General features: G+C 66.7%; 18 protein-coding genes. 12 read left to right on the top strand and 6 right to left on the bottom strand.

The genetic code is table 11. From position 1 onward, the window contains the following. Positions 1–950 (bottom strand): serine/threonine-protein kinase (locus tag FRC96_RS17105; protein WP_146976232.1); only part of this gene is annotated, 950 nt, incomplete at its 3' end. 170 nt (positions 951–1,120) lie between these two features. Here FRC96_RS17105 and FRC96_RS17100 point away from each other — a divergent pair. From FRC96_RS17100 to FRC96_RS17065, 8 genes are all read left to right on the top strand, one after another. Continuing rightward, positions 1,121–1,873, top strand: a complete 753-nt coding sequence (locus FRC96_RS17100) for a hypothetical protein (RefSeq protein WP_146976230.1) — start codon at positions 1,121–1,123, stop codon at positions 1,871–1,873. Continuing rightward, the gene (locus tag FRC96_RS17095; RefSeq protein ID WP_146976229.1) at positions 1,873–2,640 is read left to right on the top strand and encodes a hypothetical protein; all 768 of its coding nucleotides are present in this window, start codon (positions 1,873–1,875) and stop codon (positions 2,638–2,640) included. The genes FRC96_RS17100 and FRC96_RS17095 overlap by 1 nt, the downstream gene beginning before the upstream one ends. Then, positions 2,637–3,512, top strand: coding sequence for a hypothetical protein (locus FRC96_RS17090; protein WP_146976227.1), 876 nt, complete (start codon positions 2,637–2,639; stop codon positions 3,510–3,512). The genes FRC96_RS17095 and FRC96_RS17090 overlap by 4 nt, the downstream gene beginning before the upstream one ends. A gap of 108 nt (positions 3,513–3,620) precedes the next feature. After that, entirely contained in the window at positions 3,621–4,187 is a 567-nt protein-coding gene (gene def, locus FRC96_RS17085; RefSeq protein WP_146976226.1) for a peptide deformylase, read from the top strand. A gap of 27 nt (positions 4,188–4,214) precedes the next feature. Then, positions 4,215–5,213, top strand: coding sequence for a methionyl-tRNA formyltransferase (gene fmt / locus FRC96_RS17080; protein ID WP_146976224.1), 999 nt, complete (start codon positions 4,215–4,217; stop codon positions 5,211–5,213). 15 nt (positions 5,214–5,228) lie between these two features. Continuing rightward, entirely contained in the window at positions 5,229–6,551 is a 1,323-nt protein-coding gene (rsmB, locus tag FRC96_RS17075; RefSeq protein ID WP_146976222.1) for a 16S rRNA (cytosine(967)-C(5))-methyltransferase RsmB, read from the top strand. Positions 6,552–6,573: 22 nt separating this feature from the next. Beyond that, positions 6,574–7,245, top strand: coding sequence for a ribulose-phosphate 3-epimerase (gene rpe, locus FRC96_RS17070; RefSeq protein WP_146976220.1), 672 nt, complete (start codon positions 6,574–6,576; stop codon positions 7,243–7,245). 33 nt (positions 7,246–7,278) lie between these two features. Beyond that, the gene (locus FRC96_RS17065; protein WP_146976218.1) at positions 7,279–7,926 is read left to right on the top strand and encodes a CatA-like O-acetyltransferase; all 648 of its coding nucleotides are present in this window, start codon (positions 7,279–7,281) and stop codon (positions 7,924–7,926) included. 24 nt (positions 7,927–7,950) lie between these two features. Here the strand turns inward: FRC96_RS17065 and FRC96_RS17060 are convergent, their stop codons facing one another. Beyond that, the gene (locus FRC96_RS17060; protein WP_146976217.1) at positions 7,951–9,885 is read right to left on the bottom strand and encodes a response regulator; all 1,935 of its coding nucleotides are present in this window, start codon (positions 9,883–9,885) and stop codon (positions 7,951–7,953) included. 309 nt (positions 9,886–10,194) lie between these two features. On the opposite strand from FRC96_RS17060, the gene FRC96_RS17055 reads away from it, so the two are divergent. The 3 genes from FRC96_RS17055 (at position 10,195) to FRC96_RS17045 (ending at position 11,706) form a co-directional block, all read left to right on the top strand. After that, positions 10,195–10,359: a DUF1328 domain-containing protein gene (locus tag FRC96_RS17055; RefSeq protein ID WP_146976215.1), complete on the top strand. Its 165-nt coding sequence runs from the start codon at positions 10,195–10,197 to the stop codon at positions 10,357–10,359. A gap of 230 nt (positions 10,360–10,589) precedes the next feature. Further along, entirely contained in the window at positions 10,590–11,156 is a 567-nt protein-coding gene (locus FRC96_RS17050) for an FKBP-type peptidyl-prolyl cis-trans isomerase (RefSeq protein ID WP_230470379.1), read from the top strand. Positions 11,157–11,247: 91 nt separating this feature from the next. Further along, on the top strand, positions 11,248–11,706 hold the full coding sequence (locus FRC96_RS17045) for a DUF427 domain-containing protein (RefSeq protein WP_146976213.1): 459 nt from the start codon (positions 11,248–11,250) through the stop codon (positions 11,704–11,706). Positions 11,707–11,732: 26 nt separating this feature from the next. Here the strand turns inward: FRC96_RS17045 and FRC96_RS17040 are convergent, their stop codons facing one another. Genes FRC96_RS17040 through FRC96_RS17030 form a run of 3 tightly spaced genes read right to left on the bottom strand, consistent with a single transcriptional unit; the run spans position 11,733 to position 13,908 of the window. Then, the gene (locus FRC96_RS17040) at positions 11,733–12,467 is read right to left on the bottom strand and encodes a hypothetical protein (RefSeq protein WP_146976212.1); all 735 of its coding nucleotides are present in this window, start codon (positions 12,465–12,467) and stop codon (positions 11,733–11,735) included. Continuing rightward, positions 12,464–12,925, bottom strand: coding sequence for an SRPBCC family protein (locus FRC96_RS17035; protein WP_146976210.1), 462 nt, complete (start codon positions 12,923–12,925; stop codon positions 12,464–12,466). The genes FRC96_RS17040 and FRC96_RS17035 overlap by 4 nt, the downstream gene beginning before the upstream one ends. A 17-nt stretch (positions 12,926–12,942) precedes the next feature. Further along, on the bottom strand, positions 12,943–13,908 hold the full coding sequence (locus FRC96_RS17030) for a hypothetical protein (protein WP_146976208.1): 966 nt from the start codon (positions 13,906–13,908) through the stop codon (positions 12,943–12,945). A gap of 309 nt (positions 13,909–14,217) precedes the next feature. Here FRC96_RS17030 and FRC96_RS17025 point away from each other — a divergent pair, with 309 nt between their 5' ends. Continuing rightward, positions 14,218–15,543, top strand: coding sequence for an MATE family efflux transporter (locus FRC96_RS17025; protein ID WP_146976206.1), 1,326 nt, complete (start codon positions 14,218–14,220; stop codon positions 15,541–15,543). Positions 15,544–15,551: 8 nt separating this feature from the next. Here FRC96_RS17025 and FRC96_RS17020 read toward each other — a convergent pair. Then, the coding region (locus FRC96_RS17020) for a hypothetical protein (RefSeq protein ID WP_146976204.1) at positions 15,552–16,892 on the bottom strand (1,341 nt) is incomplete at its 5' end.

Genomic DNA, 16,892 nt, shown 5'->3' with positions numbered 1-16,892 from the left:
ACAAGCGCCCGCATCGTCGAGCCGTCGGCGGCCCCCTCGGCGGCCGCCAGCGCGACGCCGGCGGGGCGTCCGGCGCCGTCCTGCTCCAACATCACGCGCATCGCCCGGGCCGAGGCCACCCGATCGTCGGGTTGTTTGATCAACGAGGCCGCCAGCGCCCGGGCAAAAGGTCGAAGCTCCTCCTCATCGGGCAACATCGGCGCGTCATCGCGCACATGCGAGACCATCACCTCCCGCGGCGTGTTTCCTTTAAACGCCGCCTCACCCACGAGCATCTCGTAGAGGATCAGTCCCACCGCGTAGAGGTCCGCCTTATGCGTGACCGGGTCGCCGGTGATGTTCTCCGGGCTCATGTACTGCGGCGTACCCATCGCCTTACCGGACTCCGTAAGCCGGTCGAGCATCGAGGGGACCTCCGCCTGGGGCTGCACGATCTTGGCGATGCCAAAATCGAGGATCTTCACGACCTCCACCCCTTCGCCATCCATCGTCTCCCCGGCCAGGATGCGGATGTTCTCGGGCTTTAAGTCGCGGTGGACCACCCCCTGCGCATGCGCAAGGTGCAGGGCGTCGAGCATCTGATCGACGATGCGGCGGGCAGCCGCCGCACTTAGTCGCCCGCGCTCGGCGATCAGATCGCCCAGGCTTTTGCCCTCCACGTACTCCATCACCATAAACCTCACCCCCTCATGCTCCCCGTAGTCAAAGAGGGTGATGATGTTGGGGTGATTGAGCCGGCTGATCAGCAGCGCCTCGCGCTCAAATCGCTGGCGCTCCTCGGCCTCCTCGCCAACGCCGGGCAAAAGGGTCTTGAGCGCCACAGCGCGGCCGATGCCCAGCTGAATCGCGCGAAACACCACGCCATACGCCCCCCGGCCCAGCTCTTCTTCGATGCGGTAGCGGCCCGCGATCACATCCCCGGCCGCAAACAGCTGCTCTTCTGGCCCCATACTCGGCGCGCTCGCTCGTCGTCTTCTTCGGCTCCTTGCTCGCGCCCACCCTACCCTTGCCAGAGCGCGCGGGCAAGCGCGCGCCTGTCGCGCCCCTTGTCGCGTTGTGGCGCGCTGTGGTAGCTGCTCCCTCCTTATGGTTAGGTTGGCACCACCCCTTCGGAGGCACCATGGGTTTTCTCGACTTCCTCTTCGACAAAGAAAAAGCGCAAGAGCGCAAAATCACCAAGCTCAAAAAGACCGTCTCGCACATGTACGTGCAGCCCGGTGAGCGCAGCTACGCGGTAGAGCAGCTCCGCGAGATCGGCAATGAGGACGCTGTCCTGGCGCTCCTCTCCCGCTTTGAGCAGACCTCGCCCAACCACACCACCGACGCCGACGAGAAGGAGTTCGTCTACGAAGTGCTCGTCGACCTGGGGCGGCGTGGTGAAGTGGATGTGGCCGGCACCATCACGGCCTATCTCAAGCGCGTCGAAGAGAAGATCAACTGGCCGCTCAAGGTCCTCACCGACCTTTTGAGCCTGGACGACATGATCAACGTCGTCGTCGAGCTTCTCGAAGACATGCACATCGACTACGTGCGCAACCCCGAGAAGAAGCAGGAGCTGATGCTGCGCGCCGCCGAGTTCAGCGACCGCCGCCTGGCCGAGCAGACCGCCCGCTTTGTCGAAGACGACTACGAGACGATCCGCTTCCTGGCCATCGACGCGCTGCTCGCCCAGAACGAGGACGACATCGCGCGCCCCGCGCTGGCGGCCCGCTTCGGTGAAGAAGACTCGCTGCGCATCCTTCAAAAGCTCGCCGAGGCCTTCGCCGAGCGTCCCGAATGGACGATCGAAGAGGACCAGCGCGAGAGGGTGAGCGCCGCGCTCCCCAAAGGCTTCTCGCTGGATGGCGAGGGCCGCGTCGTCGCCAAACGCTGATGAAGCTCTCTGCCCTCCCGCCGCTAAGCCCGCCGCCGCAGCCCTCCGAGGTGCTGCGGCGGCCCGCAGCGCCGATCCCCGAGCCGGCGCTCCTGGCCTGGGTGGAGGGCCCGGGCGCCGAGGGTTTCGACAGCGCCTGGCGCCTGGCCGGGGTCACGATCCTGCCGGCGTCCACGCTTCTGGGGCTGCGCGCCTTTGAAGACGCCTACGAAGATCATCTTCCCAACGCGGCGCCCGACGGCCGCGACTGCATGCGCGTGATCTTTGATGTTGAAAAAGTCCTGCGCATGGCGCTCCACCAGAGCGTGCTCGCGCTGGAGCTTCTGGCCAGCCCCGCGCCGCTGCAGCTCCGCGCACCTTTTGACACCCCCGCGCCCATCGAGCTCGCGCAGGCCGCGATCACCTCGGGTGTTCTGCGCGCCTACCGCGGCGTGCTGCCCGCTACCATCGACGCCATCGACGCCGGGGAGCGTGTGGCTGCGCTCAGTGGACTTCGGCGGCTCTATACGGCGAGCCTGCTGCATCGCGAGGCGGTGATGGGCACCGAGCTTGCATCCCTGCTCAAAAGTTGCGCCCCCTCCCCCATCGCCCCTATCGTGGAAGGCTGGAGCGATGCGCCGCTTCGCCCCGACGAGGCGCGCGCGCTCAAAGACGAAGCGCGCCGCCTCGACGCGCTCCTGGATGTGCCGGGGGCGTTGCCCGAGCGGCCTCAGGACTACGAGCTTCTGCACGAGACGCTTGTCGCCCGGAGACTGGCCACCTCATGATTCGCCTGCTGATCATCGGACGCCCCGGCTCCCAGTGGGCCGACCGCCTCCACCAGCTTGAGCTCCAGGATCTGGAGATCGACCACGAGCGCCTCCCCTCGGCGGGCATCCGCCGCTTTGAGGCCTCGCCGGCCGACCTGATCATCATCGCCGACGACCAGGGCGGTGAGCGTGTGGAGATTCTGGCCGGGGCGATTCGCAGCCGCCCGCTGGGGCAGCTTGTGCCGCTGATCCTCATCTGCCCGCTCCCCGAGTCCGAACGCGTGCAGGCCACCACCGACACGCTCGACCTGGTGGCCTGGCTCCCTCCGGAGACCGACCCCGAGACGCTGATCGCGCGCATCGGCGCTGCGCTCGATGTCTCACTGACCTCGTCCCCCACCCCGGCCTCCCCCGCGCCGCGAGCGGCTCAGACGCCTCCCGGGCAGGCCGAGCAACCCTCCAGCCCCGCCGAGCCCCAGCCGTCCTCCCCCGAGCCCTCCCGGGTCTTTCGCGCTGGCGAGTTGACGCTGGAGACCATCGACACCGGGGCGACGCGGCGAGTCGATCGCGACCAGGTCTTCCCCCAGCGCGACTATGCCCACCCCGAGGCCAGCGTCGACGCCGAGGTGATCCGCCGCAAGCTCAAGGCGGTGCGCCACGAAGACTATTACGCGATCCTGGAGGTCCGCCGCGGCGCCGACACCCAGCCCATCCGCGAGGCCTTTCACCGCCTCTACGCCCGCTTTGATGCGCGCCACATCGACTTTCAGACCGCGCACGCCTTCGAAGACGCGCTCCTGGAGATCCGCGACGCGCTTGAAGACGCCTGGGCGGTGCTCGGCGACCCGGCGCTGCGCGAGCCCTACCTGCGTCATACGCTGCGCCCTTAAGCCCCGGGGCGTGCGCCGGGCGGAAGGTTCCCCCCTTGCCAGCCGTTACCCCCTCGGCTAGACACGCTCCAGCGTGCTCACGTTCCCAGACTTTTGATGAGTTGAACCATGGCATCCCTGCTCGACATCGTCCTCTACCCCGATGACGTCCTTAAGACCCGCTGCACCCCGGTCGACACCGTCGACGACGAGGTGCGCGAGCTGATCGACAACATGGTCGAGACCATGTACGCCGCCCCCGGCATCGGGCTCGCCGCCCCCCAGGTCAATGACACCCGGCGCATCACCGTCATCGACGTCTCCTCGCGCGAGGAAGGCGCCGACAGCGAGCTCATCACGCTGGTCAACCCCGAGATCGTGCACCGCGAGGGCAAAATCGTCTGGGAGGAGGGCTGCCTCTCCATCCCCGGGGTCTACGACAAGGTCACCCGCGCCCAGAAAGTGGTGGTGCAGGCCCTGGACCGCGACGGCTCCCCCTTTGAGCTTGAGGCCGACGACCTGCTGGCGGTCTGCCTGCAGCATGAGATCGATCACCTCGACGGGGTGCTCATGCTCGACCACTTCAGCCACCTCAAGCGCAAGCTGGCGCTCAAGCGCTACAAGAAGCACCTGGAGGCGCTCGAAGAAGCGCGCCGCAAAGAGGCCGAGAAGGCCAACGACCTCCCCTCTTCCTGAATCTTTTAATCGATTAAAAGGTTGCCGATGATCGCCTCTCGTACGCCGCTTCGCATCGTGTACATGGGCACGCCCGACTTCGCGGTGCCCGCGCTCAACAAACTCATTGAGAGCTCCGACGAGGTCGTCGGCGTGGTGACCAACCCCGATCGCCCCAGCGGCCGGGGAAAAAAGCTCACCCCGCCTCCGGTCAAAGTCGCCGCAGAGGCCGCCGGCATCGAGGTCTACCAGCCCGAGAAGTTGCGCGGCCCGGAGGTTTTAGAGCATCTTCGCGCCTGGAACCCGGACGTGATCGTGGTGGCGGCCTACGGCCAGATCTTGCGCAACGATGTGCTGCTCCTGCCGCGTTACGGCTGCATCAACATCCACGCCTCATTGCTGCCGGCCTACCGCGGCGCCGCCCCCATCAACTGGGCGATTGTGCGCGGGGAGGCCGAGTCCGGGGTGACGATCATGCAGATGGAGCGCGGCCTGGACACCGGCCCGATGCTGCTCAAGCGCAAGACGCCGATTGAAGAGCTCGACACCGCTCAGGACCTTCATGATCGCCTGGCCGAGATGGGCGCCGAGCTCATCGTAGACGTGATGCGCCTGATTCACCTCGACAGCCTCAACCCGATTGTGCAGGACGACGCACAGTCGTCGTATGCGCCGATGCTCAAGAAGAGCGACGGGGAGATCGACTTTCGGAAGAGCGCCCGCGAGGTCGCCGATCTCATCCGTGGGATGAACCCCTGGCCCGGCGCGTTTGCCTTTTTGCACACCCCCGACGGTCCGCAACGCGTCAAACTTCACCTGGCGCGGGCGCACAGCGCGGCAACCAACGGCGCCGACACCGGCGCCGCCCCCGGCGAGGTCATCCGTGCCGACGAGCAGGGCCTGCATATTGCGTGCGGGCAGGGCTACATCGAGTGTTTGACCCTGCAGGCCCCCGGCAAGCGCGCGCTGCCGGTGAGCGACTTCCTCAACGGCTTTGATCTTCAGACCGACCACCATTTTCTGCTCCCCGACGAGCGCTCCGACTAAACCGAGCTTTCCACCGTGACCACCGCCCGAACAGTCGCCCTCGATGTGCTCAGCCGCATTGAGCAGGACGACGCCTACAGCCATATCGCGCTCTCCAACCAGCTGGCCACAAGCGCGCTCGACGCCCGCGACCGCGCGCTGGCCACCGAGCTCGTCTACGGCACGCTCGCCAGGCAGCGCTCCATCGACACGGTGCTCTCGCGCTTTGTCTCCCGCAAACTCGAGAGCCTGGATCGCCCGGTGCGCCTCAACCTGCGCATGGCCACCTACCAGCTGCTCTACCTGGACCGCATCCCGGCGCACGCGCTGGTTAACGACGCCGTCAAGCTCGTCAAGCGGGCCTGCGGCCAGCGCACCGCCGGCTTTGCCAACGCGGTGCTGCGCAACATGCTGCGCAGCAAAGAGAAGTGGCAGCCTTTTGATGAGCGCGATCGCAGCGCCAACCCGGCGCGCTACCTGGGGTTGAAGTACTCGCTGCCGGACTGGATCGCCCGGCGCCTGCTGGATCGTCACGGGTTGGAGCGCGCCGAGGCGCTGGCTGAGGCTTTTGCCGGCCGCCCGCCCCTTTACCTGCGCCGCTTGCAGCCGGTCGACACCCTGCCCGAAGGGGTCAGCCCACTTGAGGCTCCGCCCGGAGCGCTCAAGGCGGAGAGCTCCTCGCCAGAGTTGCGGGCGCTGCTCGAAACCCACGTGCTGACCATTCAGGATCTGGGAAGTCAGCTCATTGCGCACTACTGCGGCGCGCGCCCGGGCATGCGCGTCCTCGACGCCTGCTGCGGCCTGGGGGGTAAATCGCTGCTCCTCGCCCAGCAGCTCGGCCCCGGTGACACTCTGGTGGCCTGCGACCCGCTCCCCACCAAGCTGGAGATGCTCGCTAACACTCTGGCCGACCTCCGCGTCGACCCCACCGTCGTGCTCCGAGAGGCCACCCTGCAGGACCTTCCCGCGACCGACGGGAACTTCGACCTCATCCTCGTCGACGCCCCCTGCTCCGGCCTGGGCGTGATCCGTCGCCACCCGGAGACCCGCTGGCGCCGCTCCCCGGCCGACGTCGACGCCCTGGTCCGCGTGCAGTCCGAGCTGCTCGACCACGCCGTGAGCCGTCTCAACCCCGGCGCCACGCTCGTCTACAGCGTCTGCACCTTCACCCGCGAAGAAGGGCCCGAGCAGATCGAACGTCTTCTTACGCGCCACCCCCGGCTTGAGCGCGCGCCGCTGCCCGAGAGCGACTTTGACTGGGCCCCCTTCGTCAATGAACTTGGTGAGCTCGACTTGAACCCGCGCGACCACGACTGCGACGCCTTCTTCGCCGCGCGGCTGCGCCTGAAACAACCTTAATCTTCCACCGCCGAGCATCCTTATGACGACGCGCGAACTTCGCATCGCCCCCTCGATCCTCTCGGCCGACTTCGCCCGCCTCGGTGCGCAATGCCAGGAGGTGATCGACGCCGGCGCCGACTGGCTGCACGTCGACGTGATGGACGGCCACTACGTGCCCAACATCACGATCGGTCTTCCGGTGGTCGAAGCCCTGCGCAACGCCCTGCCCGACGCCTTCCTCGATGTGCACCTGATGATCGACAACCCCGACGACTTCGTCGGCCCCTTCGCCCGCGCCGGCGCCGATCTGGTGTGCTTTCACCCCGAGGCCAGCCGCCACCCCCACCGCGCGGTGCACACCATCAAAGGGCTGGGCAAAAAGGCCGGCCTGGCCATCAACCCGGCCACCCCGCTGAGCTGGATCGATCACCTGGCCCACGACCTGGACATGGTCCTGATCATGAGCGTCAACCCGGGCTTCGGCGGTCAGGCCTTCATCCCACACACCCTCGAGAAGATCGCACAGCTCAAGGCTCGCCTCGATGATCTGGGCGTCGATCTCGACATCGAAGTCGACGGCGGCGTCTCCCCCTCCAACGCCGCGCAGCTGCGCCAGGCCGGCGCCAATGTGCTCGTCGCCGGCAGCGCCATCTTCGGTGCGCCGAGCTACAAAGACGCCATTGAGGCCATCCGCCAGCAGGCCACCCTCTGAGCCAGGTCGCCCCGCCCCCGTCCGGAATCTCCTTTGGAACGCATCGATCTGAGCACCTGGGCGCGCCGCCCTCATTATGAGTTCTTTCGCGGCTTTGATCGCCCCTTCTTCGACGTGGCCGCCCGCGTCGACGTCTCGCCAGTGGTGGAGCTGACGCGCCGCAGCGAGCTGCGCCTCTTTGCCACCATCCTGCACAGCGTGTGCGTGGCGGCCAACGCCACCGACGCGCTGCGCCTGCGCCTTGTCGAAGATGGCGTGGTGCGCGTCGATCAGGTCACCCCCTCCTTTACGGTGATGAGCGACCGGGGGACTTTCAACTACGCGACCGCCCCCTTCACCGACGATCTGGCGCGCTTCAGCAGCGAGCTTGGCAAGCACGCCGATCGCTCCCGCAACCTCCCCGAGCTCTTCTTAGGCGATGATGATCGCCTCGACCTGGTCTACGTGACCTCCATGCCCTGGCTGGACTTCCAGAGCATCAGCCACGCCTTCCCGGGCCAACCGCTCGACTCCGCGCCGCGCATCGCCTGGGGCAAAATCGTCGAACCCGAGCCCGGACGCCACGAGGCGACCTTTCAGCTCACCGTCCACCACGCTCTGGCGGACGGTCGGGATGTCGCGATCTTTTTTGAGCACCTCAACGCGCGCATCCAGGCCCTGGCCGACCACCCCGGCTCCTGAGCCTCCCCTCGCCATCGTTTGCCATCAGCTTTGGCGCGCCTTGCCGCGGGTGAGCCGCACCACGAGCTCGCGCAGCTCTTCTAAGAGCCCCATATACTCGCCGCCCCCCTTCTGCACGATCTGGGTGGCGCTGCCCGAGAGGCGAGCGTAGTCCTCGGCGGTGAGGTACTTGGCGGTCATGACTACCACGGGCACGTCCTTAAACTGCGGACGCTCCCGAAAGCGTTTAAGAAACTCAAACCCGTCGACATGCGGCATCATCAGGTCCAGAAAGACCAGGCTGGGCTCGATCGCCTCCAGCCGCGCAAGCCCCTCTTCGCCGTTGGAAGCCGCGGTCACCCGAAAGCCCTCCCGCTCCAGGTGGCGCACCAGCATCTGGCGGGAGGCTTCGTCATCTTCGACGACCAGCACGTCGCCGTCGTCGACCGCGCTCTCATAGGCCTCCATCACCTCCAGAAGCTCCTGACGGTCGACGGGCTTCGACATGAAGTGGTCGGCGCCAAACGCCAGCCCGCGCTGCTTATCGTCGACGAAGGTGAGCATGATCACAGGGATCTTACGAAGATCGGGATCTTCCTTAAGCCGTTCCAGCACCGACCAGCCGTCCATACGAGGCATCATCACATCGAGCGTGATCACGTCGGGGCGCACCTCCGAGGCCAGCCTCAACCCCTCTCGCCCGTCGCGCGCACACACCACGGTGTGCCCCACCCGCTCGAGCGTGCGCTTGAGCACCCCGCGGGTGTCCCGATCGTCGTCGATGATCAGCACCAGCTTGGCGTTCTCGTTGATCTCGATCTCCTCCGAGAAGCTCACCTGCTCGGCGCCTTTGCCGATAAACGCCCGCGGCACGCCCAGCTCCACCACCGTGCCGCGGCGCACGCTGCGCTCCACCCGGTAGCTCACCCCGAGCAAGTCCGCGAGCTGGCGCAACACGGACTGCTCCAGGCGGCGGGCGCGTCCGCGCCGCCCCGGCGAAAGATCGCTGACGCGCAGCTTCACCTGCGTCTCGTCAGCCTCCAGCTCCACCTCCACCTGGGTGCCGGCGCTAAAGCGCACCGCCTCGCCAATCACGCCATCAAAGAGCTGCACGAGCTTCTCGCCATCGCTCTGAACCCTGGCGCTCGTAGTCCCGCGACGCATGTCCAGCGCGATGCTGCGCTGGCGCGCGATGTCGTTGAGCTGCCCCAGCACGCTCTCGAGCGTCTCCACCACATCGACGCTGTAGACCTCCGGCTCCACATCGCCGGCTTCGAGCTGCGCCAGGCAGACGAGGTTGCTGACGATACCGAGCACCTCGGCGCCGGAGCGCTCAACGCTGGCCAGCTTGTCGAGGGCGTCCTTCGGAAGGCGCTCGCTCTGCTCTTCGCGCAGCAGCTCCGCAAAGCCGATCATTGCGTTGACGGGCGTGCGTAGCTCATGGCTCATCATCGCCCAGCGACGCCCGGCCATCCAACCCACCATCGCCTGGGTCAGCAGGCCGCGCAGCGCGTGCGCGCGCTCCAGCTCCGCCTGACCAAAACGCCCCGGCTCGCCATGCACACAGAGCCAGAGCGCCGGGTTGATCGCGGTGCCCACGCTGACCATCATCACCGAGGCCACCGGCATCGACACCGACGCCAGCATCGTCTGCCAGCCGGCCTGGCCGCGCGCGTCCTCCAGCACAAGGGGGCGCCCTTCAAGCACCGATTCGGTCAACTCCCCCACCCACCACTGCAGCTCTTCGAGGCGAGGATCGCTGGCGCAAAGGACGCTGATCTCGCCATCGTCGCGCACCTGCAGGACCGCCCCGCCGTCGCCGCCGACCACATCATCAAGGAGCCCGACCACAGCCTTCGGTCCGGTCTGCGCGCCGCTCTGGCTGAGCATCTCCAGCCCGCGCATCAGCGTTTCATGGCGCCGCTTTAACTCGGAGAGCTCATCGTCGCGATAATCATCATCCGGGGATTGCTGCGTCATCACTCTCACCTCGCCACGAGCCGGCCACCTCGGGAGAACGCTCCCCTCGCCGTAGCGTCGCTGCTCTCATCGAATCATTGCAAAGGCAACACGCACCCCTGCCAGTAGCATCAAAAGGGGATCAGAGTGCAGCGAATACGCCACTTTGTCGAGTCTGATCCAGTCCGCGTCCATTGCGTTACAAGCTTTTTCCTTGAGATATCCACGCTCGCGGACAGGCTTTGAAGCGACGCAGCGAGTCCCGTCTTCACGTCGTAAGGGCCCTCGGGGATTGCCCCGGCTCGCTGCCAGAACAGAAGGAGTACCGTTATGATGCGTTGGGTTCTTGTATTTTTTATCGTCGCCATCATCGCCGCTGTGTTCGGATTTACCGGCATCGCCTCGGCAGCTTCCTCCATCGCTCAGATCGTCTTTGTGATCGCGCTGGTGCTGCTGGCCATCTCGTTCATCTCCAGCCTGGTCAGCCGCGCCTGAAGCGTCACTAAACCACCCGCAGCGCGCCTTGCCCTTCAGCCGGGCGCGTGCAAGTCTTCGCGCCCCCCCTCGCCAGCAACGCTCCCTCGAACGTCCCGGGAGTCGTCGAATAGCACGAGGGCGGGCGCGATGTTTTTGACGTGAGTCTGGGGATTTCGCCCCGGCTTGATGTGCAATCTGGATCGTGGCCTGCGCGATGATGGCCTGGATCCCCTACGAATGGAGCCTGTATGCGACGACGTATCGCCCTTTTGGCCTGCCTTCTGACCCTCTCACTGGTCGCCTGCGAATCGGAACAAGCCGCTCAAGAGGAGGTCCCTTCCACCGCCGAGGCCGTGATGGGTGAAGCGGTGGAAGAAGAAGAGGCCACCGAGGAGCAGGCCGCCGAGGAGGCGTCCTCAGAAGCCGCCGCCGAAGAGGAAGGCGATCCTCTGGCCGCTCCGGCCGACGTGGCTGCCCCGCCGGCCGACGCCGAGAAGACCGAGTCTGGCCTGGCCAGCAAAGTGCTCAAAGAGGGCACCGGCACCGAGCACCCCACCGCCACCTCCACAGTGCGCGCGCATTACACCGGGTGGACCACCGACGGGAAGATGTTCGACAGCTCGGTGCAGCGTGGCCAGCCGCTGACCATGCCCCTCAACCGCGTCATCGCCGGTTGGACCGAAGGCGTGCAGCTGATGGTTGAGGGCGAGAAGCGTCGCTTCTGGATTCCGCAGGATCTGGCGTACAAGGGTGCTCCGGGTGCGCCGGCTGGCATGCTCGTCTTTGACGTCGAGCTCATCGAGATCGTCGAGTAAACAGCTCACAGGGGGCTCCCGAAGTGCTGGCCGCATCCCCCGGCGGTACCTAGCTTGAAGGGTGACACGCCACCCTCGCTACGGGAGCCCCATGAGCCTGCAAACCTCCTCCTCTCAGGAGTCGATCTGGGACTTTCCCAGCCCGCCGGCGGTGCAGCCGAGCCCGCGCCGCATCCGCGTGCTGGTCGGGAGCACACCGATTGCCGACTCCACCCGCGCGCTTCGCCTGGTGCATACCGGCCGCGCCCCCCATTATTACATCCCCCCCGAAGACGTGCGCCTCGATCTTCTGCAACCCTCCATGCATTGCAGCTTCTGCGAGTGGAAGGGCGTGGCCACCTACTACGATCTTCGCATGGGACCGACCTACATCGAGACCGTGGCCTGGTCCTACCTTCAGCCGCCCAAACAGTATCAGGCGCTGCGCGACTACATCGCGTTCTACCCCCATAAAGTGGATCGGTGTCTGGTCGATCACATGCGCGCGATGCCCGAGCCCCATCCGGAGCGCGGCGGGTGGATCACCCCTGACCTGGTCGGCCCCTTCTAGCGCGCTGACCGCCCGGGGCGGCCGCCTCAATCCTGACCCACCACGCGCCGAAACCCCACGGCCACGCCCAGCGCGTCCAGGCGCAGGTACTCCGGCACGCGCACTCGGCCGCTCACCTCGAAGCTCTCCACCTCGCCCCAGGGGTCGGGCGCTTCGAGGTACCCCTCCCCGCGAATCGTCAGGCCGTCGAGCTCGCCCTCCAGAAAACGCACGCCCGCTTCCATGCAGGCGTCTCCCAGCGTTTTGGTCACCGAGAAGGTGCCCGCCGCATGGGAGATCTGCACCACCTGCGGCACGAACTCCTCATCGCAGGGATAACCCTCCATCAACCACTGACCCGAGAGGGAGAGATCCTCGATCTCGGGGAGCGGTGCGGGGCCGGTATCCGGAAACACACGCCGCATGGTGAGCTCACCATCGGGTGCAGCCACACGCACCACGTCGCGCCCCGAGGTCTGCACGCTGACCTCGGCGTCGCCCAGCAGCACCGCGCCATCGCCGGCCGGATCGCCCCGCCAGATCGTCGCGCCGAGCGCCAGGCAGGCATCTTCACGCAGCGTGCTCGCCACAAGCTCGTCACCCTCATCGGAGGCTTCGACGCTGACAATGCGAAGCTGCGCCTGCCCCTCGCAGCGCGCGCCCTCCACCACCCAGGTGCCCTCATAGTCAAAGGGCTGGCCATCGCCCTCGGCCGCATCGCCGCAGGCGACGAGCGCAGTCGCCACCCCAAGCCCCACCACCGCGTTTCGAAACATGCTCATGCCTGCCCCTTGCGTTCCACATAACGCGCCAGGGCTTCGAGATCTTTGCGGACCATCTTCTTGAACATCGGCAGCATCAGACGACCAAAGAGGTTGAAGATCGCGCCCATCTCCATCTCACCGTGAAGCTGCACATCGGTCCCCCCATCGCGCGCTTCAAGCTCATAGACATAGCGATACTCGCCACGGCCGGTGGTGCCTTTTTTGCCGTCGACATAGAGCTCCAGTCGACGATTCGCCTCCATCGATCGAACCTCAAAGACTTCAGCCCCCTCTCGCCCCATAATGTTGCGGACCTCACGCCAGCTCGACCCGGGGCCAACCTCCCCCTCATCGAGGCGTTCCACGCGCACGAAGTTCTCCATCCAGGCCCCAAAGCCCTCGATGTCGAGCATCGCCGCGAAGACCGCCTCCGGCGGCGCGTTGACGTGATGACTCAATGTGTAACGAAGCGCCACGAGGGCTCCTCAAGGCATCAGTGGACCATCAGCGAGAGCACCGGGTGCGTCGCAAAGGAGTAGAGGCGAGAGCAGAGGTTCTGCTGGCAGGTCACCTCACCCTGGCCTTCGAGCACAAGTTCCTTATGGGCGTCGATCAGGCAGCGCGCCACCGGCTCGTAGGCCGCGTCGGTATAACGCGCGTAGAGGAAGTGCTGGTCGAGCTCCGGCGAGTAGCGCACGGCCACCCAGGCCTGGGCTGCAAGGGGCATGGCGTCGCCGCCTTCGTTGGCGAGTTCTTGCCCCATCGTGTGGCAGGCGATGGCATCCTGAAAGACCTCCTCGCCGCCGGCGATGATCGCGTCGCTGTGCGGGCAGGAGGTGTCCTCGGCGATGGTGAGGTTGCTCAGGGTGTCGTTCATCGCCACGCCGTTCATGCCCTCACACAACACGCGGTCGCCCGAGCAGCTGGCCTGCTTCACCTCCGGGCCGAGCACCCAGACGCTGAAGCCTAAACGATTGACGTGCTCCGGCGCCTCGGCCTGCACTTCGCCAAGCACATCCTGCATGCGCGCGTGCACGCATCGGCCGAGCTCGCTCTCGCTCTGCTCACCTCTGAGGCTGCCCAGGTTGAAGCTCTCGGCGCCGCGCGTGGCCACCGCCTCGAAGTAGGCGTTGGTCGTGTCGTAGTCTTCGCCGGCGCAGGCTTTAAAGGCGTCGACGCGCTCCTGCATCTTCGCCCAGGTCACCTCGCGAAACGCCGCCTCGGCCTCAAGCTCCGGGGTGGTGTTGGCTTCTTCTTCGGCCGCCGCCGCGCTCTCGCCACCTTCTTCGACCAGGGGCGCCTCCGCGCTGACCTCCATCGTCAGCTCATCGGCGGCCTGCGCCGTCTCCGAGGAAGGCTCCACCTCGGTCGCCTCCGCGCTCTCTCCCACGGAGGGCCCCGAGAAACACCCGACCATCGCCAGGGCGATGCTTGCCACCAACACGTCGTTCAACTTCATCTCTGACCTCGTTACGTTCCGTTACTTCCGCGCCTATCCTCTTGGATATGCGCGTTTATTGCAAGATCGACAGCGCCCGAACGCGTGGCGCGGATCCTCAGAATGGTGCCAGGGTTTGACCTTATGTCCCCCAATGAGGTCACCGCGCTTAGAGTACACCGCTCACCGCCGGCGTCCACCCTTGACCCCGGGTGCGTCCGCGTGATCCTTTGCGCGCGCCGCCACGCCCCGGGTGGTCTGGCACCGGGCTGTTGCGACGCGTTGTCCGCACCTCGCTCTTCCTCCCCCCGATCCTCACCGAGCCTTTCGATGCGCGATCTTCTCCCTCTGCACCACCGCCACGACCGCGCCATTCTGGCGATGGCCATCCCGGCGATCGGTAGCCTGGCGATCGATCCGCTGGTCTCGCTGGTCGACACCTTCTTTGTTGGTCGCATCGGCACCGCCGAGCTGGCCGCGCTGGGCATCAACAGCGCGCTCTTCGCGATGGCCTTTATCGTCTTCAACTTTCTGGCCTACGCCACCACCCCGAAGATCGCCGCGCACCTGGGCCGCGATGAGCACGATGAGGCTGGCGAGGTGGTCAGCCACGCGCTGTGGCTGGCTCTGCTCTGCGGCGGGCTGATGACCGCGACGCTGCTGATCTTCGCCGCCCCCCTGCTGAAGCTGATGGGGGCTGCCGGTGAAGTGGCAGAACCGGCTCTGACGTATTTGAAGATCCGCGCCTGGGCCGGGCCGGCGCTGCTGATCAGCACGGCCTCCCACGGGGCGTTTCGCGGCTTTCAAGACACCCGCACCCCGATGTGGGTCACGGTGATGCTCAACCTGATCAACCTGGTGCTCGATCCCCTGCTGATCTTCGGACTGGGCTGGGGCATTGCCGGGGCGGCCATCGCCACGGTGGTGGCGCAGTGGTCCGGAGCGCTGCTCTTTTTGTGGCTGCTCCTGGTGCGCCGCCGCGAGGCGATGCGCGTGCCGCTTTTGGCCCCCTCGTTAAGCGGGATGCTGCCGCTGGTGCGGGTGGGAAGCGCGCTCTTGCTGCGCACCGGGGCGCTGGTGGGCACGATGACGCTGGCCACCGCGATGGCTGCGCGCCAGGGCGCCGAGTCGGTGGCCGCCCACCAGGTCGCCAACCAGCTCTGGGGCTTTTTTGCGCTGCTCATCGACGCGCTGGCCATCGCCGGACAGGCGCTGCTGGCGAACTTCATCGGCCGCAATGATGTCGAGGAAGCCCGTGCCATGGGCGCGCGCCTTCTGCAATGGGGCCTGGCCACAGGGCTGGTGCTGGGCGGGTGCATCTGGCTCTCGGGCGGTCTGCTCGCCAGCAGTTTCAGCACCGACGCCGAGGTCATCGCCGCCATCCTCATGCTCATCCCCTTCGTGGCCGTCCTGCAGCCGCTCAACGCGCTCGTCTTTGTGTGGGACGGGCTCTACATGGGCACCCAGGCCTTTGGGTTTCTGGCCCGCGCGATGCTTTTGAGCGCGGGCGTGGCCGGCGCGATGCTGCTGGCCACCAACCCGCTCGGATGGGGACTACTCGGGGTGTGGTCGGCGATCACCGCGCTGATGGTCGTGCGCGGGCTGACCCTGGGCGTGCCCTGGGCGATGCGCCGCGTGCCGGGGCTCGATACCTAGTCCTGGTCTCAGCCCCGAAGATCGATAACGCGGCTGGCGTTTTTATAACGCACTCGAAAGCCTCGAAACCTGGGCAGCAGGTTGGCCTTCGGGTCGGCCGCCCGCGCCGTCTTCTTGTCCATCGGCGTCATCGTCACTCGCCGGGCCACTGGCGAGACCTGGCAGTGGTAGCGAAAGCCCAGATGCTCCCACACCCGCGGAAACTCCTCGCGCAGAGGATCGAGATCAAAACGGTGAATCTGCAGCTCGGCCTCCAGATCGGGGCGCAGGTCCTCGGGCTCCACCAGCATCAGGTCCTGCTCGCGCTCCACGCCCAGGAGGCGCAGGCGCTCCATCAGGTAGTCGTGCGGTGCGGGGGGCGGATCTTCGCCGATCCAGGTGCGGTCGATGTTGGGCCAGTCCGCCAGCACCTCCCAGATATGCAGGTCATTGAGCACCTGCTCGCCAGCGGGCTTTAAGATGCGCCCCTCCAGAATGGCCTTCGCCGCAGCGTCGACAAGCTCGGGGCCGCGCAACGCCTCTTCGTTGGCGGAGAGAGCCACGCCGGCCAGCGCTCGCTCGACGCGGGCCCGCACATAGGGGGCGCCGCGGTGGTTGCCGGCGCGCACCTCTCCAACCTTTCGCTCCCCGATATCGGCGTCCACAAGATCGGCATAGCTGCAGGGCAGCAGCATCTTCCCCGAGCCGCGCACGCCGGTGCCGTCGTCGCCGAGCCAGAAGGTGTCCAGGATCACGCCGGCCACCGGATCGGCCGGCGCCTTCTCCCCCTCTTTGAGCGCGGGGCTGGCAAAAGGCCAGACCAGAAGTTCGATCTCCCCGTTTCCCCAGGGCTCGGGTTTGCCGCGCACCGCGCGCCCGTCGACGCGCCTCTTGAGCGCGCGGCTGCGCACGACAAAGGCCGACTCCGGGATGCGTCGCAACGCGTGGCGCACAAGCTCCTCGGCGGAGGAGAGCGGCGCCCGGGCCTGCTCCGCGCTCACGCCGACGGTCTCGCGCAGGGAGCGGGCGATCTGGCGGACCTCCCTGAGCGCCGCCGGGCGAAGCCCGTGGCGGCGCACCTCCCCGTGGCGAAGCGCGGCGAGCTGCAGGCTGACCTCGTCGTGCAAACCCTCGAAAAGATCGCGCCGCGCCTCGCGCACATCTTCTTTACGTCCGCGCAGAAGATGGTCGGGGAGGAGCAGGTCCTGGCCGCGCTGCAGGATCGCCACAAGGTCGCAGAGCGTCGCGGCGAGCGCGGCGGGCGGGTCGATGAGCAGCCGGCCCTCGGCGCCGCTGACGGGCATGGTGGCGAGCTCCTGGCCGAGCGCGGTCAGGCGGCCCTGGTCGTCGAGGGCCCGTGCGCGCCGCAG

This window comes from Lujinxingia vulgaris, assembly GCF_007997005.1.
Taxonomy (GTDB): domain Bacteria; phylum Myxococcota_A; class Bradymonadia; order Bradymonadales; family Bradymonadaceae; genus Lujinxingia.
This window is presented reverse-complemented; position numbering and strand designations above follow the sequence as displayed.

What these genes read in the sequence shown, in the direction of transcription:
- FRC96_RS17060 (WP_146976217.1), bottom strand. Translation starts at nt 9,885, where the DNA reads ATGACGCAGCAATCCCCGGATGATGATTATCGCGACGATGAGCTCTCC.
- FRC96_RS17045 (WP_146976213.1), top strand. Translation starts at nt 11,248, where the DNA reads ATGAGCCTGCAAACCTCCTCCTCTCAGGAGTCGATCTGGGACTTTCCC.
- FRC96_RS17040 (WP_146976212.1), bottom strand. Translation starts at nt 12,467, where the DNA reads ATGAGCATGTTTCGAAACGCGGTGGTGGGGCTTGGGGTGGCGACTGCG.
- FRC96_RS17095 (WP_146976229.1), top strand. Translation starts at nt 1,873, where the DNA reads ATGAAGCTCTCTGCCCTCCCGCCGCTAAGCCCGCCGCCGCAGCCCTCC.
- def (WP_146976226.1), top strand. Translation starts at nt 3,621, where the DNA reads ATGGCATCCCTGCTCGACATCGTCCTCTACCCCGATGACGTCCTTAAG.
- FRC96_RS17025 (WP_146976206.1), top strand. Translation starts at nt 14,218, where the DNA reads ATGCGCGATCTTCTCCCTCTGCACCACCGCCACGACCGCGCCATTCTG.
- FRC96_RS17090 (WP_146976227.1), top strand. Translation starts at nt 2,637, where the DNA reads ATGATTCGCCTGCTGATCATCGGACGCCCCGGCTCCCAGTGGGCCGAC.
- FRC96_RS17030 (WP_146976208.1), bottom strand. Translation starts at nt 13,908, where the DNA reads ATGAAGTTGAACGACGTGTTGGTGGCAAGCATCGCCCTGGCGATGGTC.
- FRC96_RS17050 (WP_230470379.1), top strand. Translation starts at nt 10,590, where the DNA reads ATGCGACGACGTATCGCCCTTTTGGCCTGCCTTCTGACCCTCTCACTG.
- FRC96_RS17100 (WP_146976230.1), top strand. Translation starts at nt 1,121, where the DNA reads ATGGGTTTTCTCGACTTCCTCTTCGACAAAGAAAAAGCGCAAGAGCGC.
- rpe (WP_146976220.1), top strand. Translation starts at nt 6,574, where the DNA reads ATGACGACGCGCGAACTTCGCATCGCCCCCTCGATCCTCTCGGCCGAC.
- fmt (WP_146976224.1), top strand. Translation starts at nt 4,215, where the DNA reads ATGATCGCCTCTCGTACGCCGCTTCGCATCGTGTACATGGGCACGCCC.
- FRC96_RS17055 (WP_146976215.1), top strand. Translation starts at nt 10,195, where the DNA reads ATGATGCGTTGGGTTCTTGTATTTTTTATCGTCGCCATCATCGCCGCT.